Source organism: Pseudomonas sp. MUP55, from assembly GCF_034043515.1.
Classification (GTDB): domain Bacteria; phylum Pseudomonadota; class Gammaproteobacteria; order Pseudomonadales; family Pseudomonadaceae; genus Aquipseudomonas.
The window spans coordinates 1,209,815-1,233,148 of record NZ_CP138214.1 but is presented as its reverse complement, the minus strand read 5'-3'; the positions used below and the strand labels follow the sequence as shown (position 1 = coordinate 1,233,148).

The window sequence follows — 23,334 nt, the reverse complement described above, 5'->3', positions numbered from 1 at the left end:
ACGGACTTTGGCCGGTGGTCAGGCAACACGAACTATTCGCGACACCGGTCGTCAATGACTGCATGTTCTTATCAGGCGGTAGCGCACCATGGACAACCCTTTTCAGATCATCACCGACACCTTCAGCCCACAATACCGCGTCAACCTGAGCATCCAGCGGCTGGACGGCAGCATCATGCTCACCCTCTCGGATGAAACCGGCGTGGTCGCCAAACGCATGATCAGCGCCGAACAGCGCAACGATCCGCAGCGGCTCAAGCGCCTGGTGCAAAGCATCCAGTTCGGCATCGCCATCGAGCAGGGCCACAGCGCCATGGAAATCCTCGCGGTGATGACGGATGGCGACAACCACAAGCTACTGCAGCGTCCGCCCACCCGTGACCTGCCGTTCAGCGTCGGGCTTTAAAGCTCGCCCTTCTCGGTCTCCAGGCTCGCCTCGCCCTTGCGACGCGGGCCTTCAACCTTCACCGAAGGAAAGGCCGACGACGCATAGCGCACCACCAGAATCGCGAAGGCCAACAGCAGAATCCCACCGCACAAATAGATAATGCCCACATCCGGCGGGTTGTGATGGGACACGTTGGAGATCAGCAGACGCGTCAGCGCGGTGATCGCCACGTAGATCAGGAAGCGCACCGGCATGTGGTTGGTCTTGAAGTAAATCCCGACCATGGCGCCCAATTCCAGGTAGATGAACAGCAGCAGGATGTCATCGATCTTGATGTGCCCGTTCTCCAGCATCCCCAGAAATTCCATCACCGCCGCCCAGGCGGTCACCGCTCCGATGGCGAACAGCGCCAGGTAGTGGAACGACTCGACAAACAGATTGCCCAGCGACTCGGCCAGCCCATGGACTTGCTGGCGCAGCTTTTCGGCCCAGTTGATTTTCACGATGATGCTTCCTTAGGTCGGCTCGACCGGATAATGCGGGATGGACGTGACGGTTGTTCTGCATGCAGAAAAAAGGCCAGAGGCCGGGTAGTGAGATGGTGGCAGGCTGATATTAGGCACTTAATCGGCTTGATGGAGGGAAAGCTTCGACTCGATGAGTGCGTTCATCTCGCTCATGACTTCCTCATGAGAAATGCCTGAGCATGGGTCATCCAAGGCTTTTTGCACCTTGGCTCGAAACCATTGGTCGTAGGCCGAATCGTCATTCCAGCTTTGAGGGCTTTCAAAACACTCATTTTTCATATGAACGCCTCTTGTGTGGCGAGGGAGCTTGCCCCGCTGGAGCGCGAAGCGCCCCCACAAACTGTCACTGGGATTTTTTCTGAAAGCACACCTTTGCCTGAATTGGGCTGCTACGCAGCCCAGCGCGAGCAAGCTCGCTCGCCACGTCCAACGCATTCGGCAAAGGTGTCGTTGGGACTCAGACGGGTGCGACGTGTTCCAGCGCTCGGTCGACTAACAAGCCTCCCAGCTCCACCAGTTGGTGAATCCCCAATACCAAGCTTCGCTGAGGACCTTCAAGGTCGAAGGCTAGCGTGTTGGCCATTTCACGGGCGCTGCGCAAGGTTTCGCTTGCGTTAGCAAGCAAGGCCTCTGTGTCAGTGTTGGGCGTTACACTGAAAAGCGTGACAGGCGGCTCTGGATTCAGATGGTCGGTATTGACTGAGGTATTTCTTTCCATGGTACGACTCCAAAAGTAAACACGTAGGTTCTCCTTCCCTTAAATCGAGCCGCCAAGCTCGGCCATGCGAATGCACAGCTCGTGAAAGGTAAGCCACCGTAGGATTGCTCAGCAACCTCGACGTGCTGTGCGAAATTTCCGCTGTAGCAAACCCCCATTTCCCAACTACATTAAAAACCTACTATCCAAACCCCGGCGTTTGGCTTATCCTTTTCACTGTATGTAAATACAGTAGTCGCAAAAGACAACTATCGTGAAGGCATGTGAGGTGGTGAATGGCCGTCGAAGTGGTATACCGCAGCAGCCGAGATCTGGAGCGTTTGTTCATGGATAAAGCCGAAGCTGACCGTCATGACAAGATGCTTGAACTCGCTGAGTTGCTGGCAGAAGTGTTGCAAAAAGCCGTGCCATCCCTGAGTGAGCAGCAGGTGGAAGAAGCCGGGATCTACATGGCGAAGAACCGCGATGTATTTGCCAAGGCGTTCAAGAGCCAACCGGATGCGCTGTCCGAGTTGCTGAGCGCGGCGGCGGAATAAAGCCCGAATTGAACAGGCCCTGAATCATGGATTCAGGGCCTTTTTAATGCCCGGTTATTGGTAAAGCAAGCGCTCGGCAAGCTCATCCGCAACCCGCGCCGGAGAGCGTTTTTCCGCCTGGGCATGGGCGTAGATTTCGGTCAGGCGCAGGGCGATGTTGGACAGGTGCGCGGTGATGCTCGGCAGCTCGGCGCCGCTGTGTTTGAGCGCGACGTAGATCAGCCCGCCGGAGTTGATCACGTAGTCCGGGGCGTAGAGGATGCCGCGCCCTTCCAGTTGGTCGGCCACTTGCAGGTTGGTCAGCTGGGCGCTGGCGGAGCCAGCCACGGCGGCGCAGCGCAGTTGGCCGACGCTCTGGCGGTTGAACACCGCCCCGACGCCGCAGGGGGCGAGGATATCGCACGGGGTGCTGAGCAAGGCGTCGTTGGCGATGGGGTGGGCGCCCAGTTGTTCCATGGCCAGTTGGACCCTGCCGTGGTCGATGTCGCTGACCAGCAGTTCGGCGCCCGCCGCGTGCAGCTGTTCGGCCAGGGCATAGCCGACGTTGCCCAGGCCCTGCACCGCCACGCGCAGGCCTTCGAGGTTGTCGCTGCCCAGGCGGGCCATGGCGGTGGCGCGGATACCGGTGAACACGCCCATGGCCGCATGGGGCGCAGGGTCGCCGGCGGCCGTGGTGCTGGTGACGAAGCGGGTGTGCTGGGCGATGCAGTCCATGTCGGCGACCGAGGTGCCGCTGTCGATGGCAGTGATGTAGCGCCCCCCCAATTGCTCCACACAGCGACCGAAGGCTTCAAACACGCTGGCGCGGCTCTCCACATGGGCCGGGCGCAGGATCACCGCCGTGCCGCCTCCCACCGGCAAGCCCGCCAGGGCGGCCTTGTAGCTCATGCCCTGGGCCAGGCGCGCGGCATCGGCCACGGCACTGTCATCGTCGGGGTAGGCAAGGTAGCGGCAGCCGCCCAGAGCCGGGCCCAGGCGGCTGTTATGAATGGCGATGATGGCCTTCAGCCCGCTCACCGGGTCGACGCTCAGGTGCAGCGATTCAAGGCGGGTGCTGTGCATGAGCGCAAACATCAAGGGCTCCCGAATCACTTCTGGTAGTGGCCCAAGTATAGGCTTACGGCAGCACGCTGCTGGATTGCACTGGAATAAGCACCGCCATTTCGCGGGATCTGCGGCATAAGAGCGTAGGATATTTACTCAAGACGCTGGACGAAAATTCGCAGCAAGGCTAAAACGAGGCATACGCCGGAGAACGCAATGAAGCCCCGCCAAGCCTTTTTCGCCTGCCTGGACCGCTCGCCCCCAGCGCTGTTTGAAGCCGCGCTCTGGATTGCGGCCGAGCACGACGCCGCCGTGCAGCCACCGCTGATCCTGCAGGCATTCGGCGCGCTGCAACAACAGGTCAGCCTGGGCTTGCCGCTGCTGCCGGCCGATGAATTGGGCCAGCCGCTGCTGCGGTGCATGAACGACCTGGGGTTTGCCCGGGATGATTTCACCCCGCTACGCCCCGCCGCCGCATTGCTGGACGAGGTGTTGCAACGTAAACGCGGACAGCCCCTGGCCATGGGCCTGATCGCGCTGGAGCTGGCGCGGCGCCTGGAAATCCCCATGGTCGGCGTGAATTTCCCTGGCCACTTCCTGTTGCGGGTCCCGGGTGCCGATCACCTGCTGGACCCGTGCGGCGGTCGGCGCCTGTACCCCAACGACTGTCGCGAGCTGCTGCACCGCCAGTACGGGGCCAATCTCAAACTGCAGGCCGAGCACCTGCTCAGCGCCGAGCCCCGCGCGATCCTGCAGCGGCTGTCACGCAACCTGCGCCAGCTGTACCTCGCCAACGACGAACCGCTGGCCGCCCTGATAGATGCCGAGCGTGTCCTCGAGCTGGGCAATGCCAGCGCCGCCGACTACCTGGCGCGGGCCAGCCTGTATCAACGCCTGGACTGCCCCAGCGCCGAGCGCTTCGACCTGGAACATGCGCTGATGCTCAGCGAAGACCCGATCCAGCGCCTGCGTCTGACCGAGCGGCTTGGCCATCTGCCGCCCAATGCCGTGGTGCATTAGGGCGCCTTGAGGATGTCGCCCTGCACAGGGTTGGTGGGCGCGTTCGCGCTGGGCGAACGCACCTGGATAATCAACAGCGCCGCGATCACCGCCGGAATCCCACAGAGGAAGAAAATCTGCTGCACCGGAATATGCATCGCCAGCAGCATGCTGCCCAGCAATGGCCCCAGAATCGAACCGAATCGCCCCACACCCAATGCCCAGCCCGTACCGGTGGCGCGCACCTGTGCCGGGTAGAAATTACTGGCGAACGCATTGAGGGTCAGTTGCCCGCCGATGATGCAGAACCCGGCGGCGAACACACAGGCCACCAGGTAACGCGGGTTGTCGTGATTCAGGCCCAGCAGCACCGTGCACACCGCCGCTGCGGCCAGCACTGCGGACAGCAGGCGCACTTTGCTTTTGAGCCGGTCGGCGAACCAGGCCATGGCGATGGCGCCCACGGTGCCGGCGAACAGGAACATCGAGGTCACCAGGTTAGCCTCGTTCAGTGCCAGCCCGCTTTCGAGCAACAGCGACGGCAGCCAGCTGATCATGAAATACAGCAGGATCAGGCTGACAAAAAAGGTCGCCCAGATCAGCACCGTCGGGCGGGCATAGCCGTTACGGAACAGCTCCACCACGGTCAATCGGCTGCCCTGCTCCTGGCGGTTTTGCGCCTCGCTCGCCAGGGGCGCGCGCCAACCGGGCAGCATGCGCGCAGTGACCTTGTGCAAACGCGCATAGGGTGGTGCATCGCGCAGCAGACGCGGCAGGGATTCGGGCAACAGCCACAGCAAAAACGGAAACAACAGCAGCGGCGTTACACCGCCCGCCAGGAACACCGCCTGCCAGCCAAACCCGTCGATAAACCCCGCCGCCACAAACCCGCCGGCCGCCCCGCCGAACGAGAAGCCACACGCGGCCAGGGTCACCATCAAGGTGCGCAGGCGCGGCGGTGAATATTCCGACATCAACGCCATGGCGCTGGGCATCGCGCCGCCCATGCCGATGCCGCAGATAAAGCGTGCGGCCATCAGCGTTGTCAGGGAGTTGGCGAACACCATCAACACCGTGAGGCTGGCGTAGATCAGCACACAGCCCAGCAGGATGCGCCGCACGCCGAACCGGTCGGCCAGCGGCGTCACCAGCAGCGAGCCGAAGGTCAGGCCGAGCAGGTTGGCACTGAACACCGGGCCGAACGCAGCTTTTTCCAGGCCCCAGTCCTTGGCCAGCGCCGGCACCACATAGCCCAGCACCTGGGCGTCGTAGCCGTCGGTCACCAGCAGCAAGGCCAGCAGCAGGAGGATCAACCACTGATAGCGCGACACCGGACGGGCGTCGAGTGCCGCGCGAAAGCTGGCAATCTGGTTGTGCATCGCAAGGTACCTTTAATTATTTTTATTGGCTGACACAAATCAACTGTGGGAGGGGGCTTGCTCCCGATGCGGTGTGTCAGTCGGCACATTCATAGCTGACCCACTGCTATCGGGGGCAAGCCCCCTCCCACATTGACCTGAGTGTGTCAGGGGGTATCGGGCTGATTGGCAGGGTGCGCCTGCACGAAGGCCGGGTGCTGCGCCGCCAATGCGGCCACCCGCCCGATACGCGGGTACGCCGCCAGCGACACCTTGAAACGCTCGGCCGCGTAAAGCTGCGGGATCAGGAACGCATCGGCCAAGCCCGGCTGCTCGCCGAGGCAAAACCCCTGGTCGCCGATCAACTGCTCCACTGCGCCAAGGCCCTGGCTGATCCAGTGCCCGATCCACTCCAGCAACTGCTCCTCGTTGTGCCCCCACTGGCGCAGCAGGTTCTGGGTGCTGGAGTTGTGCAACGGGTGAATGTCGCAGGCAATGATCGACGCCACGGCGCGCGCGTGGGCTCGGGCGGCAAGGTCGGTGGAGAGCAGCGGCACCTGTGGATAACGTTCCTCCAGGTATTCGATGATCGGCAATGACTGGATCAACAGCTCGCCGTCATCGGTGCGCAAGGCCGGCACGCGCCCTTGCGGGTTGATCGACAGGTACTCGGGCTGACGATTGGCGCCACCCGCCGGCACCAGCAGATTGACCGGCACCGCGGTGAAATCCAGGCCCTTGAGCGCCAGGGCAATCCGCACCCGGTACGACGCGGTAGAACGGTAGTAAGTATAGAGTTCCATCACCCTGCCCTCTCAGCGTGCGGCGACTACGGTGCCGCGGCATTCACCGAAGCCGATGGAGGCAAAGCCTTCGCGGTTGCAACGCGCGCGCAGGATGATTTCATCGCCGTCTTCGAGGAACTTGCGCACCTCGCCGGACGCCAGCTCAATCGGCTTTTTACCGCCCTCGGTGATTTCCAGCAGGCTGCCGAACTGCCCCGGCTGAGGCCCCGACAGCGTACCCGAACCAAACAGGTCGCCAGCCTGCAACTGGCAGCCGTTGACGCTGTGGTGCGCAACCATTTGCGCCACGGTCCAGTACATATGCTCGGTGTTGCTCAAGGTCAGGCGATGGGCCGGCAGGTTCTGTTCACGCATAGCGGCGGTGGTCAGCAGCACTTCCAGTTCGATATCGAAGGCGCCCGCCTTCTGATCGCGAGGGTCCAGCAGGTACGGCAACGGTTGCGGATCACCTTCGGGCCGCGCCGGTTGCGCCTTGCGGAACGGTTCCAGCGCTTCGGCCGTCACCACCCAGGGCGAGATGCTGGTGATGAAGCTCTTGGACAGGAACGGACCCAGCGGCTGGTATTCCCAGGCCTGGATGTCGCGGGCCGACCAATCGTTTAGCAGGCAGAAACCGGCGATGTGCTCGGCCGCATCGCTGATGGCAATCGCGTCGCCCATGGCATTGCCCTGGCCGATCCAGATGCCCAGTTCCAGTTCATAGTCCAGGCGGGCGCAGGGGCCGAACGTCGGCTCGGCCTGGCCGGCGGGCAAGGTCTGCCCTTTGGGGCGACGCACTTCGGTGCCGGACGGGCGGATGGTCGAGGCGCGGCCGTGGTAACCAATCGGCACGTACTTGTAGTTGGGCAACAGCGGGTTGTCGGGGCGGAACAGTTTGCCGACGTTCTGCGCATGTTCGATACCGACATAGAAGTCGGTGTAATCGTTGATTTTGGCCGGCAGGTGCATTTGGCAGTCGGCGGCGCGGTGCAGCACCTGCGCCTCGCGGGTCTTGAGCTTGCTGCCTTCGGCAAGCAGTTCCAGCAGACGCTCGCGCAGGGCCACGCGGGGGCCGCGGCCGAGTTCGAAAAACGCGTTCAACTGGCCGCCGGCAGTTGCCTCGACGGCACGCCGAGCTTCACCGTCAAATTCATCCAGCGCGGCGTGCAGGTCGAGGATCGCGTCGCCAATCGCCACGCCACTGCGCGGTGCCGAACCGTTGATGCTGAACACCCCCAGCGGCAGGTTCTGCAGCGGGAAATCCGCGTGGCCGTTGGCGGAGGCTACCCAGCTGCGGGCGTGTGTGGGTTGAGTCATGGGTTATCTCCGATTCGGGTTGAAGGTGGCGGGCAGTGAAGCCCAGCACGCGTCATAAGCGGGTTGCAGTTGCGGACATTCCAGGGCGAACTGGGTGGGGCGCAGCACCTGGCTGGTTTCGAACATGAACGCCATGGTGTGATCGATCTTGTGCGGCGCCAGTTCGGCGTTGATCGCCTTGGTACAGGTCTCGCCGTCCGGGCCGTGGGCGCTCATGCAGCTGTGCAGCGAGGCGCCGCCAGGCACGAAGCCCTCGGCCTTGGCGTCGTAGGCACCCTGGATCAGGCCCATGTATTCGTTCATCAGGTTGCGGTGGAACCACGGCGGCCGGAAGGTGTTCTCGGCCACCATCCAGCGCGGCGGGAATATCACGAAGTCGAGGTTGGCCAGGCCATGCACGCTGGTGGGCGAGGTCAATACGGTGAAGATCGACGGGTCCGGGTGGTCGAAACTCACCGTGCCGATGGTGTTGAAGCGGCGCAGGTCGTATTTGTACGGCACGTTGTTGCCGTGCCAGGCCACCACGTTCAGCGGCGAATGGTCGAGCTCGCAGGCCCATAGCTCGCCGAGGAATTTCTGCACCAGGGTGGTCGGTTGCTTGAGGTCTTCGTAGTGGGCGACCGGGCTGAGAAAGTCGCGCGGGTTGGCCAGGCCGTTGCTGCCGATGGGACCCAGGTCCGGCAGGCGCAGCGGCGCGCCGTGGTTTTCAGCGACATAGCCACGCGCCTGGGCGTCGAGCAATTCGACACGGAACTTGAGCCCGCGTGGCAGCACGACGATTTCCAGCGGCTCGACCTCAAGCACGCCCAATTCCGTTGCGACGCGCAGGCGGCCCTGCTCGGGCACGATCAACAGTTCGCCATCGGCGTTGAAGAACACCCGCTCCATCGAACGGTTGGCGCGGTAGTTGTAGATGCTGATGCCTGAGGGGTTTTCCAGGCCCGAATTGGCCACCGTGCGTACCAGCCCGTCGATAAAGTCGGTGGGCTCGCCGGGCATGTCCAGCGGGTTCCAGCGCAGGCGATTGGGCGTCACGGCGCCCAGCGGGCCACCGGCCAATTGCCTTTGCAACTTGATGAACGCCGGGTGATTGGCCGACGGCTGAATGCGGTACAGCCAGGTGCGCCGGGCTTCGCTGCGGGCCATGGTGAAGGCGGTGCCGGAGAACAGTTCGGTGTAAAGGCCGTAGGGCGCTTTTTGCGGGGAGTTCTGGCCGACGGGCAACGCGCCAGGCAGGGCTTCGCTGGCGAATTGATTGCCAAAGCCCGATTGGTATTCGAGGTGCATGGATCATCCTCAGACGGAAGTTGTTTTTATCGTAATCCAGTTACGCATAACGTAATTTGATCACTATCGACCGTCAAGCTATAAAGACGCCCACTCATCTCTCGGATTCCCGCTCCCCCATGGAAAAGCCCCGCGACACCGGCAAACAGAAAGTCCGCTCGGCCGAAGTAGGCACCGACATCCTCAAGGCCCTGGCGCAGCTGTCGCCGGCCACGTCGCTGTCGCGCCTGGCCGAGCATGTGCAGATGCCGGCGAGCAAGGTCCACCGCTACCTGCAGGCCCTGATCGCATCGGGCTTTGCCGAACAGAACGCCGCCACCAACCATTACGGCCTGGGCCGCGAAGCCTTGCGCGTGGGCCTGGCCGCGCTGGGCAGCATGGATGTGTTGAAGGTGGGCGCGATGCCCTTGGCGGAGCTGCGCGATGAACTGAATGAAACCTGCTTCCTGGCGGTATGGGGCAACCAGGGGGCGACCGTGGTGCAGATCGAACCGGCCGTGCGCGCCGTGACGGTGGTGACCCAGCTAGGCTCGGTGTTACCGCTGCTCAGTTCCTCCACCGGGCTGGTGTTCAGCGCCTACCTGCCCACGCGGGAAACCGTGGAACTGCGCGAGCGTGAGATTCAAGCGGGCCTGGCCCACAGCCTGGCGGATGACCAGGCCTACGCGGCTGCCTGCGAGCAGATCCGCCGCCGCGGCCTGCACTTTGTGCATGGCTTGCTGATGCCGGGGGTGGATGCGTTATCGGCACCGGTGTTCAACGCCATCGGGCAGGTGGCGGCAGTGATGACCGTGGTCGGCCCCACCTCGTTGTTCCATGCCGATGAGGACGGCCCGGCCGCCCAGCGATTGCTGGCGGCAACCAAGGCCGTGAGTTGGCGCATGGGCTATCAGCCCTGAGTCAATCGTCCCAGCGTGACAGGGCCACCGCCACCCGGTTTTCCAGAGCCTTGACCTGTGCGCCGGCGACCACGTAGTTGTTGGTCACCATGGAAAATGCCAGCTGGCGCCCGTGGGCATCGGTGACATAACCGCTCAAGGACGACACGCCGCTCATCGAGCCGGTCTTGGCGTGCAGATTGTTTTGCGCCGGCGTGCCGCGCAGGCGATAACGCAAGCTGCCCCCGCTCATGCGATCGCTGTTGCCGGCAATCGGCAGTGCGCTGTACCAAGCGTTGAACCACGGTTGCTTGCTCGCGGCGAGCAGCACGTCGGTGAGGGTTTGCGTCGACACCAGGTTGCGGCGCGACAGGCCGGAACCGTCCACCTGGCTCAGCGTCGCCGCATCCAGGCCCTGACGCTTGAGGAACCCCGCCACCGCCACTGTGCCTGCCGCCGCCGTGCCGCTGTTGGCGGTCTGTCGCCCCATGGCCTTTAGCAAGGCTTCGGACATGCTGTTGTTGGAAAGCTTGAGCAGCGGCGTGATCAACGCCTGCAAGGGCGCCGAACGGTGCTCGGCCAGCAGCGTCGCCGTGGCCGGGCTTGCCCCGCCCATCACGCGACGGCCCTGCACCCTGATGCCCTGTTGCGCCAGCGCCTGTTCAAACAGATTGGCCACCCATTGCGTGGGCTCCCACACGCTCACCAGTTGCTCGCTCTGCTTGCCGGGCGTAACCGCGCCACTGAGCTGCAACAGGTTGGTGCCATGCCGGCGGTTGATCCCATAACTGTTGCCCGGCCCACTGACGGCATGATTACTCAATTGCAGGTAATCGCTGGGCGGGAACAGGTCGACGCTCACCGGCAAGCCCGCCCGCGCCGGCGCCTTGGCGGTGACCAGCACGCTGCCTGCGTCAAAATCTGAATTGGGCGACACCGTCAGCGCGGAAATTTGCGCACCGTAGTAGGTGGTTTCATCGTCGTGGGACCAATCGACACCCAGGCGTTCGGCGTCGAACCAGGTGTCGTCGAACACCAGGTCGCCCTGCACCTGGCGCACGCCCTGGCTGGCCAATTGCGCGGCCAGCGCTTGATAGTCGGCGTACTGGATGGTCGGGTCGCCCAGGCCGCGCAGGTAAAGATTACCGGTCAGTCGATCGCCCTGGCGGATGCCGTCGCTCAACAGTTGCGTGGCGAAGCGGTATTGCGGGCCCAGCACATCCATGGCCGCCGCAGTGGTCAGCAGCTTGAGGTTGGAAGCCGGCACCAGGCGCGTGCCTGGGTTGTGCTGGTAGAGCGTGCTGCCGCTGCGGGCGTCGCGCACCATCAGCGAGACGCTGGCACCGTGCAACGCAGGATCGGCCAGCACCTTGTCGAGCGTCGCAGGGGTAGAGGTGGATGAAACGCTGGCGCAGCCGCCCAGCACAAAGCTCAAGCCAACCAGCAGGGCGCCGTTGTGTAACCATCTTCCAAAGTGCATCGGTAGCGTTTTCCGTAGGCATCGAATGCCGGCAACGCTAACAGCTCAGGTGCCAATGTGGGAGGGGGCAAGCCCTAATGCCGGTCGGTTAACGCGAACACCAAACCTGTGGCGAGGGAGCTTGCTCCCGCTGGACTGCGCAGCAGTCCCATTGTTTGGGGCCGCTTCGCGGCCCAGCGGGAGCAAGCTCCCTCGCCACAGATGCTTCTCGCTTCTGCTGCTTCTTAACTGACTGGCATCGGGGCAAGCCCTCTCCCACAAAAAAGCACATCCAGTCAGAAGGTAAGGGTGCTGGACACCGACACCTGCCGCGCATCGCCAATGGACACAAACTGCGTGTTCACCGACGAGGTGTAGTAGGTACGGTCGAACAGGTTCTTCACGTTGAGCTGGAACTTGACCTTCTGCCCGTCGAGCCGGGTGTCATAGCTGGCGAACACATCGGCCACGGTGTAGCTGGGCAGTTCGAAGCTGTTGGCCGCGTCCCCTGCCCGCTCGCCCACGTAACGCGCACCGGCACCGACGCGCAATTGATCGCCGCCCAGGATGCTGCCGAAGTCATACACGGCCGACAACGAGGCGGTGTTCTTTGCCACGTTCTGCAGGCGGTTGCCCTTGAGGGTCGGGTCTTCGGTGACCTCGGCATCGGTATAGGCGTAACTGCCGATCAGGCTCCACTTGTCGCTCAGCTGGCCGCTGGCATCCAGCTCCAGGCCACGGGAACGAACCTTGCCCGCCACGCTGTAGACCGAGGTCAGCCCCTCGCCCACCTGCACCAGCACGTTGCGCTTGTCGATGGTGAACAGCGCCGCGCTCGCGGTGATACGCCCCGGCAAGTCGAACTTGGTGCCCAGCTCCCAGGCCTTGGACTCTTCCGGCTGCAGGCTGCCATCGAGCACGGTTTTGTTGGCCAGCGGCGCGATGGTGGAGTTGGGTTTGAACGACTCGGTGTAGCTGCCGTAGAACGACAGCTCATCGGTGTAGCGATACACCAGCCCGGCACGCGGCACCCACTTCTGGCCGTTGCCATCGGTGTTGGCGGTGAACGGCACGCCCTTGCCGGCGTATTGGTCGTACATCTGGTAGCGCGCACCGCCCACCAGGATCCACTGGTCGTTCAGGTGGATGGCATCCTGGAAGAACAGCGAATCGCTGCGCAGCAGGTCGGTCTGGTTGCTGTCCGGCGCACTGACGTTGGAGCCCGCGACTTCGTTGCCGTAGACCGGATCGTTGTAGTTGAAGCTGCCGCGTGGCGCCTGGCGGATCAGGTCGGCGCGGTAGATCTTGCGGTATTCATCGTCCAGCCCGAACACCAGGTCGTGCTGCATGCCGGCAACGTCGACCTTGCCTTCAAGGCTGGCGGTGGCGAAGCGGTCGGTGGTCAGCGCGCCCTGGGTGCCGTCCATGCTGCGGGTCAAGGTGCCGTTGGTATTGACCTTGACCACACGCACCTGGCTGGCGTCGTAGGTTTCGCGGTTCCAGCTGTAGCCGAAGTGGGCTTTCCAGTCATCGTTGAGGTCGTGATCGACCGTCAGGCGGTACAGGTCGGAGCGGCCTTGCATGTTGTTGAAAGGCTCATCCAGGCGGCGGGTCGCGGGGATGTTCAGGGGGTGATTGGTTTTTGGGTCGATGGCTGTGCCACGGTCGAACGGCGACAGAAACTCGCGGTGTTCATAGGCAACCACCACTTGGGTCGCGTCGCCATACCAGCCCAGCGACGGCGCCACCAGGGTTTCGCGGTGGGTGCCGTAGTTGCGCCAATAGTCTTCGTCTTCATGGTCGACGATCAGGCGATAGGCCAGGCCGCTGTCGCCTATCGGGCCGGTGGTATCGAGGTTGCCGCCACTGCCGTTCTTGCCGCTGCCGAACGTGGAGCCGCGCGCAGTCAGGGAAGTGGACTGCACCAACTCGGGCTTTTTGCTGACGATGTTGACCACGCCGCCCGGGTCCTGGATGCCGTACAGCAGCGATGACGGGCCCTTGAGCACTTCCACGCGGTCGGCGGTGGCGTTCAACGCGCGGCCCTGCACCACCGGCATGCCGTCCTTCATGATCGAGCCATTGCGGTTGTCGCCAAAGCCGCGCAGCATCACCGCGTCCTGGGTGCTGCCCAGGGTGTTGGACTGGGTGATACCGCTGACATTGCCCAGCGCATCGTCCAGGTTGCGCGGCTGTTGATCGCGCAATACCTGGGCGGGCACCACGTTGACGGTTTGCGGGGTTTCCAGCAGCAAGCCGCGCGAGCGCATCACCGAGCTGGTCGGTGGCGGCTGATAGCTGGTGCTGTCCTGACCAGGGCTGGCGGCGCTGATGGTGGTGGCACCGAGATTGACCGCGCCATCGGCGGGCTGCGGTTCCAGCGCCAGGGTACGGGCGTCGATCTGGCGGAAGGTGAAGCCCGAATTGCCCAGCAGGCGTTGCAGCGCCTGGGTCGCGCTCATGTGCCCGTTGAGCGCCGGGGCGCTGAGGCCATAGGGCGCTTCGTCGGTATAGATCACGCTGATTCCGGTAACCCGGCTGAAATCGCTCAGCGCCTGGGGCAGTGGTTTGGCCGCCAGGGCAAAGTTGAACTGGGCGCTTTGCTGTTCCTGCGGCTGTGCCACGGCCAGGGGCAGCAACGCCAGCGCCGAGACTGAAAATACCGAGGCTCCCAGCCACTGTTTGACCCAACCGCCCGCCGTCGATTTCATGCTGTGAGCATCCGTGTAAAAACGCTGTTAATGCGAATTGATCGCAGTTTCAAGCACTACACGGATGGGCGAGCGGTTTACCTCACCCTTGTTTGCAAATATTTTTGCTATTGCGCCTGAATGCGGAAACCAAAGCGTGGGAAATGCACATGCACCGTGCCGGCGCGCTCGTCGGTGCGGCGCAGGATCAAGGCTTCGCGCCCGACAAACATCAGCTCTCCAGCCACCGGATCGACGCCGTAGTCAATCGCCGCAATCGTGACCTGCTGGCCGGCCGTAAAGCCATTGAGGTCCTCGAACACTTCATCCGGCAAAGCCGCAGGCGTGGCCTCGCGGGCGATCTGCAACGCCTGCTCCGCCGTCATCGGGCTGGCGGTGCCATGGCCAAAGCCCTGCACGCGCCCCAGCCACGCCAACACGGCCGGATAGGCATCCACCAACGGCGCGGTCACCGGGGTGGCCTTGAGAAACCACAGCGAGTGAGCCAGGGCAAAGTCGGCAATCGTCGGTTCGCCAAACAGAAAGTCCCCCGGTTCGCGCTGCAACTGTTGCTCCAGGCGCGCCATGATCGCCGGCCATTGCTGCTTGGCCAGTTCGGCCGGCAGCTTGCTTGCCGTGCCCCCGCTGAACAGCGCGGCGCGGTCGGCCATAAACGCCTTGATCGCTTCCGGCGGCAACTTGCCAAACCGCACCGCCACCGACTCGGGCTGGAACACCAGGCTGACGGCGTGAGCGAACACGACGCTGTCGGCCCAGGTGGCGAAGGTCTGGGTGATCATTTCCTGGCCCAGGGGGAACAGCGCCGGCGAAGATTTTTCCTGCTCCAGGCGCCGGGCGATCAAGGCGGTGTCGCAATAGATGTCCGCGCCGACCTGCAGCACCGGGGTTTTCCGGTAGCCGCCGGTCAAGGCCGTCAGGTCGGGCTTGGGCATCACTGGCGAGATGTGTACCGAATGCCAGGACAAGCCTTTGAAGCCCAGCAGCAGCCGAGCTTTTTCCGCAAACGGCGACGTCGGGTAATGGTGCAGGATGAGTTCAGACATGCAGGGGTCTACTTGAGGAATGAGCCCGCAGCTTAGCGCGCAAAACAGCTGGGCGGCGTGATGGGAACCTATCAGTCAGCGTGATGGACCGCTCGCCGCCAGGCACTCCTTGGCGCTCTTCTTCAATTTCTTGATCAGGCGTTCCTGGCGCAGCGCTTCGCCCTTGCTCGCGCATTGCTCGGTGTACACCAGCGCAACGGCGGGGCTGGAAAGAAAGAACCGCGCGCCCTTGCCGCTCTGATGCGTGGCGAACCGGCGCACCGGGTCATTGCTGATGCCGCAATACAGCGAGCCATTGGCGGCGCGTACCAGGTAGACGAACCAGGGTTTGGATTCAGGCGTGTTCACGACGGGATTCGGCACGGTACAGAGGCACCCAGCTTATCAACGAGCGGCCTGGAATGCCTTCAAACCTTTGCGCGCCTGGGCGCGTACGGCGTTTTTCACCAGGGGCGTCCAGCCCAGCAACAGGCCCTTGGTGCCCAACGCCTGACGCGACCAGCGCCACAGGTCGAAATGGTCGTGGTGCTCGCAGATCCTGCCGTCACGAAACACAAAGCGCGCTTGAATATCGTTGACCACCGTATTGCCGGTCGCGCTGAACAGGTAGGTCGCCACCCAGTGCGCGCTGCCCTCATTGCCCTCGCTGCGCACGTTGTCAAAGGTCAGGGAAAAATCCTTGGCCCGCGTGGTGAGCATCCGCCACATGTCGCCGGCATCCTGCCCGCGCAATTGGCCGAAGGCCGGATCGCTGAACAGCACGTCCTGGGTATAACAGGCGGCCATGGCTTCGGCGTCCAGGCGCTCAAAGGCGCTGTAGAACTCAGTGATCAGGGCGTTATGGGCATCACTCATGGGCAGTTTTCGCAGGATGAACAGGGGTGCCGAACGATAGTCCGCGCAACACGAGAAAGCCATTGCTTTCTACGGCACCATTCCCGTATCGCGCGCATAAGCAAACAGATCGACATCGGTGGAAATGCTCAACCGTTGCATGGCCGTGCTTTTCTGCTTGCTGATCGTGGAAATACTGCGGTTGACCTGCGCCGCAATCTGGCTGACGGTCATGCCGCTGGCCAACATGCGCACCACCTCGCGCTCTTTGTCGGACAACCTGGGCTGCGCGGACTGGTCGCTCACCCCCGACTCCACTAACTGCAAGCGCAGGGATTCGCTGGTGAAGGTCTGGCCGGCACACACGGCCTTGATCGCCTGGGGCAACTCCTTGGCCGACGCGCTCTTGGCGACCACGCCGCGAACGCCATGGGAGAAAGCCGCACGCAAGATGGCGATGCTGGCGAACATCGTCACCACAATCACCGGCACCTGCGGATACTGGCGGTGCAGCAGGCCCAACAAACCGTAGCCATCGGCCTGCTGGCCGCCTGGCATGGCGAAGTCCGTGACCAGCACGTCGCATGGGTTTTTGCTCAACACGTCAAGCAACTGATCGGGACCGTCGGCCTCGCCGACCACTTTGCATCTTCCATTCGCCTCGATCACGACCCTTTGCCCGACGCGAACAATAGGGTGATCGTCAGCAATAATTACTCGAAGCATAGGTACCCACGAATGATGGCAACTTGAATCCGCGCAAAATACCTCCGCCAGCGATCATCAACAACAGCTAACAAAGCGTCACTTGCAGCCACGCCCAATGTTCAGTACTGGCTATTTTTTTGCCTACAACACAATAGGAAAACGCCTACAACCAAAATCAGCTCGCAGGGGGACTGAGAGCCCTCGCAGGCACGGGTTCAAATACTGGCCAAATAGTCGAGATAGACGCGCAAGCGTGCCTGGAACAGCTCCATCTGCACCGTGTGGGAAGCCACCTCACCAGACCGGACCTGCTCCATCAGTTGAACAGCGGTGAATTCCAGGTCGCTGCCGCCCAGAAACGCCAGGCTCCCCACCAGGCGATGCAGGCGCTCGGCAGCCAATGAGGCGTCCTGGGCCGAACAGGCATGGCGCAAGACGCGCAAGTCTTCCCAGGCCTCCACCAGCAGACCCTCCAGTAACTGATCGACGATCACGTCGCTGCCAAACGTCGCGACAAGCGTGTCACGGGTTGGCCAACTCGCGACTGGCGCAGTCTGCTCGCCGGCTTGCGGAGCATCGCTGCCTGGCAACCAGCGCATCAGCACGGCGTGCAGTTGTTCAAGCGTCAGTGGTTTGAGCAACCAGGCATCCATGCCCGCTTTGTGACAGCGCCGGGGGCTGTCGTTTTGCAGGTTGGCGGTCAAGGCAATGATCGGTACGCGGTTCAACGCCTGATCGCGCTCATGCTCGCGGATGGCGCTGGCCATGCTGTAACCATCCATGAACGGCATCTGGCAATCGCAGATCACCAAGTCAAAGGGCCGGCGGGTAAACGCCTCCAGTCCCATGAACCCATCGGCAGCCAACTCGTGCCCCAGGCCCAGCTTCTGCAACATCCAGCCCAACAGCAGGCGGTAGGCTGAGTGGTCCTCCACCACCAGGATATTCATGTGCTGCCAATGACGCGTTGGGACAACAGGCGGATCTGGTTTGCGGCTCGGTCCTGCGGTTGAACCTTCCTGCGAAACCATCACTACCTCGTTATGGCTATTGATCCAGCGGCAACCTGTGACACTGATGCAATCGCCCTGGAAGGCCTTGTGCAGGATGATTGCCACATCCTTTTGGAGGGGTATCGGCCAGAGACAGATAACCTTTTGAGTGCCTCCATGCCGATACAACAACTACGAAAAAGCACCTCTTTGAGCGTGGCCTGCCTATGCCACCCGTGTCGTATTAGTTGTATTTCCCCTGCGCGAACCGCTCGCTACAGTGTGCCCACCCCCATAGAGGGACGGCTCGCCACTCCCCGGCAACCGCCAACAACCATCAGAAAACGCCGCCGAGCCAGGCACCCGCCCACACAGGCCGGGCGCAGCCCCGCACGCGTTTCGATACCACAAGCGATGGAACACGCTGCGATGACCAGGCCCTGTCGCCGAAGGGTCGCGCCTGCCGTGCCTGACCTTGAGTCGAAGAGTGGCCATCGATCGTTTGCGCCACCGTTGAGCTGCTGTACCTGCAACACCCCGCACTCCCGTTTCACCCAAGGAGATTCATTCGCCATGAAGGTTTTCGCACCCGGTTTGATGGGCGCCTTGCTGCTTTGCCCGAGCGTATTCGCCGCCAGCCATACCGAATTGCTTGTCCAGGGCGCCATCACGCCCAGCGCCTGCGCACCAGTGATTTCCGGCGCCGGCACTGTCGACTTCGGCAAAGTGTCGGTCAAGGACCTCAACACCCAGACCTACACCGAACTGCCCAGAGAAACCATGCGGCTGAGCGTGCGCTGCGACGGGCCAACGTTTTTTACCCTCAACACCCTCGACAACCGCGCGGGCACTGCCGCCAGCCACTTCAGCTGGCATGGTCTGGGCACCACGCCCAACGATGAAAAAGTCGGCGATGCCGGGCTCGGCCTTTACCTGCCGGTAGCCGACGGCGTTCCCGTACGCACCATTACCTCAAGGGATGGCGGCGTGACCTGGATGCCCTCCGTGATGCTCAGCCATACCTTGCTCACCGCCGTCGCCAGCAGCGACGGCATCGTGCCGATTGCGGTCCGGGAGCTGGACGCGCAAATCCGTCTGATCACCCACATCGCACCCGCCCAAAGCCTGACGCTCACCGACGAAGTCCCCATCGACGGCCACGCCACCGTACAAGTCAATTACCTCTAAGGAGCTTTTCATGAAAACCCGCCTGACCGCCCTGGCCAGCAGCGTCTTGCTGCTCGCCTCAGCCACCACCCTTGCCGCCTCCAACGTGGACCTCACCGTCAAGGGCCTGATCGTGCCCAGCGCCTGTACGCCCAGCTTTTCCGGGGGTGGCGTGATTGACCACGGCAAGATCTCCGCCAAGGACCTGAACCCGGACAGCTACACCATCATTGGCAATCACACCCTGAGCATGGCGGTCAGCTGCGACGCTGCGATCCAGTTCGCCTTGCACTCGGTCGACAACCGTGCAGCGTCGGGTGCCACGTCGAGCTACGGCCTGGGGTTTGTCAACGATAGTCAGAAGCTGGGCTGGTACTCCCTCAGCCTGCGCAATCCGGTTGCGGAAGGCGGGACAGTGGTGCAGCCCATCGGCTCCTATGACCAAGGCAACACCTGGTTCAGAGAAAATATCTGGGAGCCAGGCATGTACATGTCCGTAGCGTCCATGGATGACGACACCCAGCCTGTGGCAGTCAAGGATCTGCGCCTCGATCTGGGCGTGCAGACCGTGATCAACCGCGCCGACGGCCTGGACCTGAGCAACGAGGTCACCATCGACGGCTCCGCCACGCTCGAAGTGAAGTACCTGTAACCATGGCCGCCCATCCCTTGAACACTGACGGGCATGGGCTGCGCCTACCTGTGCCGGTGCTGAACAGGTTCATCCGCTACCTGGTTCCCCTCGTCTGCCTCGCGCCCCTGGGCGAGGTCCATGCGGCTTCAACCGTCGACCTCAGGGTGACCGGCCGGGTCATACCGGATGCCTGCCATATCGAGCTGACCAATGGCGGCTCGGTTGACCACGGCAGGATTGCCTCGCATAGCCTCAACCCCGACGAGTACACCGTGCTGCCCAGCCGAACGCTCGAACTGCACGTGCAATGCGCTCGCCCGATGCTGTTTGCGCTGGTGGGCGTGGACAATCGTGCGGAGTCCTCGATGGCGCCGGATTTTTTCTACGGGCTGGGCCGCAACATCCACGCCCCCACTGAACGCCTTGGCTCGGTGGCGTTGTCCTATCGCAACCCAGTGGGCGACGCACAACCCATGCAGGTGTTGGCCTCCACCAGCAACGGCGAAAGCTGGACACCGGACCCCAACGCCTACCCCCGTTCCTATATGGCCTTCGCGCCGGCAGGCGACCGGCAACCGGACTTTGTCAGCCAATTGACCGTCCAGCTTCAGGTGGACACCGCCATCAACTTTTCGCAGCAATTGACCCTGGATCAGGAGGTCCCGCTTGACGGCTCCATTGTCCTGGACTTGCGCTACCTCTGACCCGCTCACCTGGAAAACCCGTGATAACGACGACACGCTCACACACCACTGCCGGCCTGACCGCCCTGCTGCTGATGCTCGGCAATCCAGCCATGGCCGACGGCATGGTGCCCGACACCTCCGTGGTCATCGTGCATGAAGCCGATGGCGAAGCGGCGGTGTCGGTTACCAACACCGACAGCCAGCTCGCGCTGCTGCATGTCACGTTGCAGGACATACCCGAGGACACCGAGCCGCTGCTGGTAGTGACGCCGCCGCTGTCGCGGGTCGAAGCCTCCAAATCCCAGCTGGTGCGCTTCATTCTGCAAAACCAGCAACCGCTGCTCACCCAAAGGCTCAAGCGCGCGGTGTTCGAAGGCATGCCCCAGGGCCGCGCAGCCATTGCCGCCGGGCATGCCCGCGTGGGCGTGACCGTGCGCCAGAACTTGCCGGTGATCGTGCACCCCAAGGGCCTGGCGCTCAACCGCACGCCGTGGACCGGCCTGACCTGGGCCCTGCACGCCGGCCAGTTGCAGGTGCGCAATGACACGCCGTATGTGGTGCGTCTGGCGCAGGAGCTGCTGCTATTGCCCGGCGATGGCAAGGCGATGCTGCCGCGCACCTACGTGCTGCCGGGCGAAGCCTTGAGCGTGCCGGCCAGCGGTGGCCAGGCCACCACCGTCAGGCTGCAGCCGGCCACCGTGTACGGATTTGCGGTCAAGGCCTACGACGCACCGATCGTCCTCTGATGCCGATCGCAGGCGGCCAGCTGCACCTCGCCGCCTGGATAACCCACTGACGGCGCATTGATCGTCACGACTTGAGTACCCTGCGTGAGAACAGTATTGAGTTACCGTGACGGCGCAGCCGTGCCCGCGACCCAGGCCACCCCCACCTTGGCGCTGATGGCTCTGCTGTGCGCGCTGGTGCCGGGCGTTGCCCGGGCCGACACCTCAGGTTTCGACGTCCAGACCCTGCACCAGCGCGGCATCGACCCGCAGTTGGCCAGCCTGTTGCTGGCCGCCCCGCGTTTCGCCGCCGGCGGGCACAGCGTCAACCTGCGCGTCAACGGCCAGCCACGTGGTCGGCACGAAGTGAATTTCGATCAGCAGGGCAATCTGTGCTTCGACCGCGCCTTGCTGGACGCCGCCAACCTGGTGATGCCCAGTGAAACGCCGGGCTGTCACGATTTTATCGCGCGGTATCCCCAGAGCCTGGTGGAGCCGGACCCGGCAATGCTGACGGTATCGCTGGTGGTGCCCACCGAGGCCCTGCGTCCCGCGCAGCAGGATACCTCGGGCTATGAAACCGGCGGGTTCGGCGGGCTGCTCAATTACGACTTCAGCGGGTTCTACAACCGCTTCGGCGATGACGCCAGCCGGTTTGGCTCGGCCAACACCGAAGTGGGATTCAATGCCGGCGATTGGATCGTGCGCAGCCGCCAGGTGCAGACCTGGCAGGACGGCCTGTCGCGCAGCACCCATCTGCAAGCCTATGCCCAACGCACGTTTGCCAACCAGCAGGCGGTGCTGCAGGCCGGGCAGATCAACCTCTACAACCCGGTGCTGTCCGGCGCGCAGATCACCGGCGTCCAGGTGCTCACCGAGCATGCTCTACAGGAACAGGGCCAGGGTGCGCTGATCCAGGGCATCGCCAACAGCCCGGCACAGGTTGAAGTACGCCAGAACGGCGTCCTGATTCACTCCACCGTGGTGCCCGCCGGCCCCTTTGCCTTGACCGATGTGCGCCGCTTGAACACGCGCTCGGACGTCGAAGTCACGGTCAAGGAAAGTGTCGGCGGTGAACGGCGCTTCAGCGTACCGGCCGCCATGCTCGGCCTGGGCTTGCCAGCGCCGGGTTATTCATTGGCGGCAGGCCGGGTGCGCACTGTCGGCGACGCCAAGGGCGATGATCCCTGGGTGGTCAGCGCCGGTTGGACCGGCTCTCTGCATCCGCAATTGACGCTGGGCAGCGGCGTGATGGCGGCCAGCGAATACCGCTCGGTGGGCGCCAGCCTCGGCTGGATGCCATGGTTGGACAGTCAGGTTCAACTGGCCACGCAAGTCTCCAATACCCAGGCGCTGGAAACAGTGTCCGGCGTACAGACCGATCTTTCCTGGTCACAGCGCCTGGGGGAACAGTGGTCGATCAGCGCCGCCAATTCCTGGCGCAGCATCGGTTATCGCGAACTCGAAGAAAGCAGCTATGAGGCTGATGACCGCCATCACAACGCACGCTATCGCGACCAGCAAAGCCTCAACCTGGGATGGTCACATCCGCTGCTGGGTGCGTTCAGCGCCGGGGCTTCGCGTTCGACCAACTTTAGCGGGAAAAGCAGCAGCCGCGCGTTGGCGTCCTGGGGCACAAGCCTGCGCGCGGTGTCTGTGTCAGCCAGCGCCGAGTGGCAAATGAGCGGCAGCCAGCAACAGGACAACGCGCTCTATCTCACCCTCAGCGTACCGCTGGGCGAGAATCGCCGGCTGCGCAGTTGGGTGCGCAACTCAGGCGGTGAAAATCGCACCGGCCTGGGCCTGACCGAACAGATCGACGACCAGCTCAGCTACCGCGTCAGCGCCGAACACGACAGCCGCGACCATCAAGTGCAAAGCACCCTGGGCATCTCGGCGCTGCCGCGCTACAGCCAGCTCGATCTGAGCTACAGCCGCTCCGATGCCGAGCGTTCGAGCTACCAGGGTGGCGCTCGCGGCGCCGTGGTGCTGCACGGTGACGGCGTGACGTTTTCCCCCTACTCGGTGCGCGACACCTTTGCCCTGGTGTCTGTGGGCGAGATCAGCGGTATCAAGCTCAGCACCCCCAGCGGCCCGGTCTGGACCGACTGGCAAGGCCAGGCCGTGGTGCCGCACGTGGCCGCTTATGGCCGCAGCCCGGTGGAAGTCCAGACCCGCTCGCTGCCGCGCAATGCCGATATCAACAACGGCCTGGCGATGATCTCGGCCGGGCGCGGCGCGGTGGACCGGGTCGAATTCGGCGTCGGCCTGACTCGCCGCGTGCTGCTCACCGTCAGCACCGACCGAGGCCAAGCGTTGCCTGCCGGCGCGTCCGTCAGCAGCGGTAGCGGTGAATTCATTACCTTGGTCCAGGAAGGCAGCCAGGTGTTTCTGCCCAACGTGCTGGATCAACCCACGCTGTGGATAACCACGCCGCAAGGTGGACGCTGCGAGCTGCGCTACGAACTGGCGCAAGCAGCCGACCCCTCGGTGTACTTCGAAACCGCGCCTGCCCGGTGCAACCTCCCATGAGGACTA

General features: G+C 63.2%; 24 protein-coding genes. 9 read left to right on the top strand and 15 right to left on the bottom strand.

What is annotated here, in order from left to right; all coding sequences use genetic code 11:
• The first annotated feature begins 88 nt into the window (after nt 1-88).
• On the top strand, nt 89-406 hold the full coding sequence (locus tag SC318_RS05450; protein ID WP_306491746.1) for a DUF3509 domain-containing protein: 318 nt from the start codon (nt 89-91) through the stop codon (nt 404-406).
• On the opposite strand, the gene SC318_RS05445 is transcribed toward SC318_RS05450, so the two are convergent.
• The 3 genes from SC318_RS05445 to SC318_RS05435 all read right to left on the bottom strand — a co-directional run bounded on the left by SC318_RS05445 (nt 403) and on the right by SC318_RS05435 (nt 1,633).
• Nucleotides 403-891, bottom strand: a complete 489-nt coding sequence (locus tag SC318_RS05445) for a phosphate-starvation-inducible protein PsiE (protein WP_057724703.1) — start codon at nt 889-891, stop codon at nt 403-405. The two genes, SC318_RS05450 and SC318_RS05445, sit on opposite strands and share 4 nt — an antisense overlap.
• Before the next feature lie 120 nt (nt 892-1,011).
• Nucleotides 1,012-1,194 (bottom strand): type II toxin-antitoxin system RelB family antitoxin, encoded by a 183-nt coding sequence (locus tag SC318_RS05440; RefSeq protein ID WP_124385274.1) that lies wholly within the window; start codon nt 1,192-1,194, stop codon nt 1,012-1,014.
• A gap of 178 nt (nt 1,195-1,372) precedes the next feature.
• On the bottom strand, nt 1,373-1,633 hold the full coding sequence (locus SC318_RS05435; RefSeq protein ID WP_320429951.1) for a DUF6124 family protein: 261 nt from the start codon (nt 1,631-1,633) through the stop codon (nt 1,373-1,375).
• A gap of 275 nt (nt 1,634-1,908) precedes the next feature.
• Between SC318_RS05435 and SC318_RS05430 the strand changes: the two genes are divergently transcribed.
• Nucleotides 1,909-2,169: a YebG family protein gene (locus tag SC318_RS05430; RefSeq protein ID WP_320429950.1), complete on the top strand. Its 261-nt coding sequence runs from the start codon at nt 1,909-1,911 to the stop codon at nt 2,167-2,169.
• 54 nt (nt 2,170-2,223) lie between these two features.
• Here the strand turns inward: SC318_RS05430 and SC318_RS05425 are convergent, their stop codons facing one another.
• Nucleotides 2,224-3,243, bottom strand: coding sequence for a Glu/Leu/Phe/Val dehydrogenase family protein (locus SC318_RS05425; protein ID WP_320429949.1), 1,020 nt, complete (start codon nt 3,241-3,243; stop codon nt 2,224-2,226).
• A 186-nt stretch (nt 3,244-3,429) separates the two neighbouring features.
• Between SC318_RS05425 and SC318_RS05420 the strand changes: the two genes are divergently transcribed.
• Nucleotides 3,430-4,233, top strand: a complete 804-nt coding sequence (locus SC318_RS05420; protein ID WP_320429948.1) for a SirB1 family protein — start codon at nt 3,430-3,432, stop codon at nt 4,231-4,233.
• Here the strand turns inward: SC318_RS05420 and SC318_RS05415 are convergent.
• The 4 genes from SC318_RS05415 to hmgA all read right to left on the bottom strand — a co-directional run bounded on the left by SC318_RS05415 (nt 4,230) and on the right by hmgA (nt 8,959).
• Nucleotides 4,230-5,591, bottom strand: coding sequence for an MFS transporter (locus SC318_RS05415; RefSeq protein WP_320429947.1), 1,362 nt, complete (start codon nt 5,589-5,591; stop codon nt 4,230-4,232). The genes SC318_RS05420 and SC318_RS05415 overlap by 4 nt on opposite strands.
• Before the next feature lie 146 nt (nt 5,592-5,737).
• Nucleotides 5,738-6,373 (bottom strand): maleylacetoacetate isomerase, encoded by a 636-nt coding sequence (maiA, locus tag SC318_RS05410; protein WP_320429946.1) that lies wholly within the window; start codon nt 6,371-6,373, stop codon nt 5,738-5,740.
• Between the two features lie 12 nt (nt 6,374-6,385).
• Nucleotides 6,386-7,672, bottom strand: coding sequence for a fumarylacetoacetase (fahA, locus tag SC318_RS05405; protein ID WP_320429945.1), 1,287 nt, complete (start codon nt 7,670-7,672; stop codon nt 6,386-6,388).
• A gap of 3 nt (nt 7,673-7,675) precedes the next feature.
• Nucleotides 7,676-8,959 (bottom strand): homogentisate 1,2-dioxygenase, encoded by a 1,284-nt coding sequence (gene hmgA / locus SC318_RS05400; RefSeq protein ID WP_320429944.1) that lies wholly within the window; start codon nt 8,957-8,959, stop codon nt 7,676-7,678.
• Nucleotides 8,960-9,078: 119 nt separating this feature from the next.
• Here hmgA and SC318_RS05395 point away from each other — a divergent pair, with 119 nt between their 5' ends.
• Nucleotides 9,079-9,858, top strand: a complete 780-nt coding sequence (locus SC318_RS05395; protein WP_320429943.1) for an IclR family transcriptional regulator — start codon at nt 9,079-9,081, stop codon at nt 9,856-9,858.
• Between the two features lies 1 nt (nt 9,859).
• On the opposite strand, the gene dacB is transcribed toward SC318_RS05395, so the two are convergent.
• From dacB to SC318_RS05360, 7 genes are all read right to left on the bottom strand, one after another.
• On the bottom strand, nt 9,860-11,317 hold the full coding sequence (gene dacB / locus SC318_RS05390) for a D-alanyl-D-alanine carboxypeptidase/D-alanyl-D-alanine endopeptidase (protein ID WP_320429942.1): 1,458 nt from the start codon (nt 11,315-11,317) through the stop codon (nt 9,860-9,862).
• A 275-nt stretch (nt 11,318-11,592) separates the two neighbouring features.
• On the bottom strand, nt 11,593-14,007 hold the full coding sequence (locus SC318_RS05385; protein WP_320429941.1) for a TonB-dependent siderophore receptor: 2,415 nt from the start codon (nt 14,005-14,007) through the stop codon (nt 11,593-11,595).
• Nucleotides 14,008-14,114: 107 nt separating this feature from the next.
• Nucleotides 14,115-15,050 carry a glutathione S-transferase family protein gene (locus SC318_RS05380; protein WP_320429940.1) on the bottom strand — a complete coding sequence of 312 codons (936 nt, stop codon included), beginning with the start codon at nt 15,048-15,050 and terminating at the stop codon, nt 14,115-14,117.
• Nucleotides 15,051-15,125: 75 nt separating this feature from the next.
• The gene (locus SC318_RS05375; protein WP_306491731.1) at nt 15,126-15,398 is read right to left on the bottom strand and encodes a GIY-YIG nuclease family protein; all 273 of its coding nucleotides are present in this window, start codon (nt 15,396-15,398) and stop codon (nt 15,126-15,128) included.
• 36 nt (nt 15,399-15,434) lie between these two features.
• Nucleotides 15,435-15,905, bottom strand: coding sequence for a nuclear transport factor 2 family protein (locus tag SC318_RS05370; RefSeq protein WP_320429939.1), 471 nt, complete (start codon nt 15,903-15,905; stop codon nt 15,435-15,437).
• A gap of 69 nt (nt 15,906-15,974) precedes the next feature.
• Entirely contained in the window at nt 15,975-16,610 is a 636-nt protein-coding gene (locus SC318_RS05365; RefSeq protein ID WP_320429938.1) for a response regulator, read from the bottom strand.
• Between the two features lie 197 nt (nt 16,611-16,807).
• On the bottom strand, nt 16,808-17,623 hold the full coding sequence (locus SC318_RS05360; protein ID WP_413817607.1) for a response regulator: 816 nt from the start codon (nt 17,621-17,623) through the stop codon (nt 16,808-16,810).
• A 534-nt stretch (nt 17,624-18,157) separates the two neighbouring features.
• On the opposite strand from SC318_RS05360, the gene SC318_RS05355 reads away from it, so the two are divergent.
• The 5 genes from SC318_RS05355 to SC318_RS05335 all read left to right on the top strand — a co-directional run bounded on the left by SC318_RS05355 (nt 18,158) and on the right by SC318_RS05335 (nt 23,328).
• Nucleotides 18,158-18,772 carry a DUF1120 domain-containing protein gene (locus SC318_RS05355; RefSeq protein WP_320429936.1) on the top strand — a complete coding sequence of 205 codons (615 nt, stop codon included), beginning with the start codon at nt 18,158-18,160 and terminating at the stop codon, nt 18,770-18,772.
• A 10-nt stretch (nt 18,773-18,782) separates the two neighbouring features.
• Nucleotides 18,783-19,403 (top strand): DUF1120 domain-containing protein, encoded by a 621-nt coding sequence (locus SC318_RS05350; protein ID WP_320429935.1) that lies wholly within the window; start codon nt 18,783-18,785, stop codon nt 19,401-19,403.
• 2 nt (nt 19,404-19,405) lie between these two features.
• Complete coding sequence (locus tag SC318_RS05345; RefSeq protein WP_320429934.1) at nt 19,406-20,089, top strand: DUF1120 domain-containing protein; 684 nt, start codon at nt 19,406-19,408, stop codon at nt 20,087-20,089.
• A gap of 23 nt (nt 20,090-20,112) precedes the next feature.
• The gene (locus tag SC318_RS05340) at nt 20,113-20,817 is read left to right on the top strand and encodes a fimbria/pilus chaperone family protein (protein WP_413817635.1); all 705 of its coding nucleotides are present in this window, start codon (nt 20,113-20,115) and stop codon (nt 20,815-20,817) included.
• A 96-nt stretch (nt 20,818-20,913) separates the two neighbouring features.
• Complete coding sequence (locus SC318_RS05335) at nt 20,914-23,328, top strand: fimbria/pilus outer membrane usher protein (protein ID WP_413817634.1); 2,415 nt, start codon at nt 20,914-20,916, stop codon at nt 23,326-23,328.
• The last annotated feature ends 6 nt before the right edge of the window (nt 23,329-23,334 follow it).

Bases quoted from the DNA above. Each gene is read 5' to 3' on its own strand.
- SC318_RS05450 (WP_306491746.1), top strand. From the start codon at position 89: ATGGACAACCCTTTTCAGATCATCACCGACACCTTCAGCCCACAATAC.
- SC318_RS05440 (WP_124385274.1), bottom strand. From the start codon at position 1,194: ATGAAAAATGAGTGTTTTGAAAGCCCTCAAAGCTGGAATGACGATTCG.
- SC318_RS05435 (WP_320429951.1), bottom strand. From the start codon at position 1,633: ATGGAAAGAAATACCTCAGTCAATACCGACCATCTGAATCCAGAGCCG.
- SC318_RS05430 (WP_320429950.1), top strand. From the start codon at position 1,909: ATGGCCGTCGAAGTGGTATACCGCAGCAGCCGAGATCTGGAGCGTTTG.
- SC318_RS05425 (WP_320429949.1), bottom strand. From the start codon at position 3,243: ATGTTTGCGCTCATGCACAGCACCCGCCTTGAATCGCTGCACCTGAGC.
- SC318_RS05420 (WP_320429948.1), top strand. From the start codon at position 3,430: ATGAAGCCCCGCCAAGCCTTTTTCGCCTGCCTGGACCGCTCGCCCCCA.
- SC318_RS05415 (WP_320429947.1), bottom strand. From the start codon at position 5,591: ATGCACAACCAGATTGCCAGCTTTCGCGCGGCACTCGACGCCCGTCCG.
- maiA (WP_320429946.1), bottom strand. From the start codon at position 6,373: ATGGAACTCTATACTTACTACCGTTCTACCGCGTCGTACCGGGTGCGG.
- fahA (WP_320429945.1), bottom strand. From the start codon at position 7,672: ATGACTCAACCCACACACGCCCGCAGCTGGGTAGCCTCCGCCAACGGC.
- hmgA (WP_320429944.1), bottom strand. From the start codon at position 8,959: ATGCACCTCGAATACCAATCGGGCTTTGGCAATCAATTCGCCAGCGAA.
- SC318_RS05395 (WP_320429943.1), top strand. From the start codon at position 9,079: ATGGAAAAGCCCCGCGACACCGGCAAACAGAAAGTCCGCTCGGCCGAA.
- dacB (WP_320429942.1), bottom strand. From the start codon at position 11,317: ATGCACTTTGGAAGATGGTTACACAACGGCGCCCTGCTGGTTGGCTTG.
- SC318_RS05385 (WP_320429941.1), bottom strand. From the start codon at position 14,007: ATGAAATCGACGGCGGGCGGTTGGGTCAAACAGTGGCTGGGAGCCTCG.
- SC318_RS05380 (WP_320429940.1), bottom strand. From the start codon at position 15,050: ATGTCTGAACTCATCCTGCACCATTACCCGACGTCGCCGTTTGCGGAA.
- SC318_RS05370 (WP_320429939.1), bottom strand. From the start codon at position 15,905: ATGAGTGATGCCCATAACGCCCTGATCACTGAGTTCTACAGCGCCTTT.
- SC318_RS05365 (WP_320429938.1), bottom strand. From the start codon at position 16,610: ATGCTTCGAGTAATTATTGCTGACGATCACCCTATTGTTCGCGTCGGG.
- SC318_RS05360 (WP_413817607.1), bottom strand. From the start codon at position 17,623: ATGGTTTCGCAGGAAGGTTCAACCGCAGGACCGAGCCGCAAACCAGAT.
- SC318_RS05355 (WP_320429936.1), top strand. From the start codon at position 18,158: ATGAAGGTTTTCGCACCCGGTTTGATGGGCGCCTTGCTGCTTTGCCCG.
- SC318_RS05350 (WP_320429935.1), top strand. From the start codon at position 18,783: ATGAAAACCCGCCTGACCGCCCTGGCCAGCAGCGTCTTGCTGCTCGCC.
- SC318_RS05345 (WP_320429934.1), top strand. From the start codon at position 19,406: ATGGCCGCCCATCCCTTGAACACTGACGGGCATGGGCTGCGCCTACCT.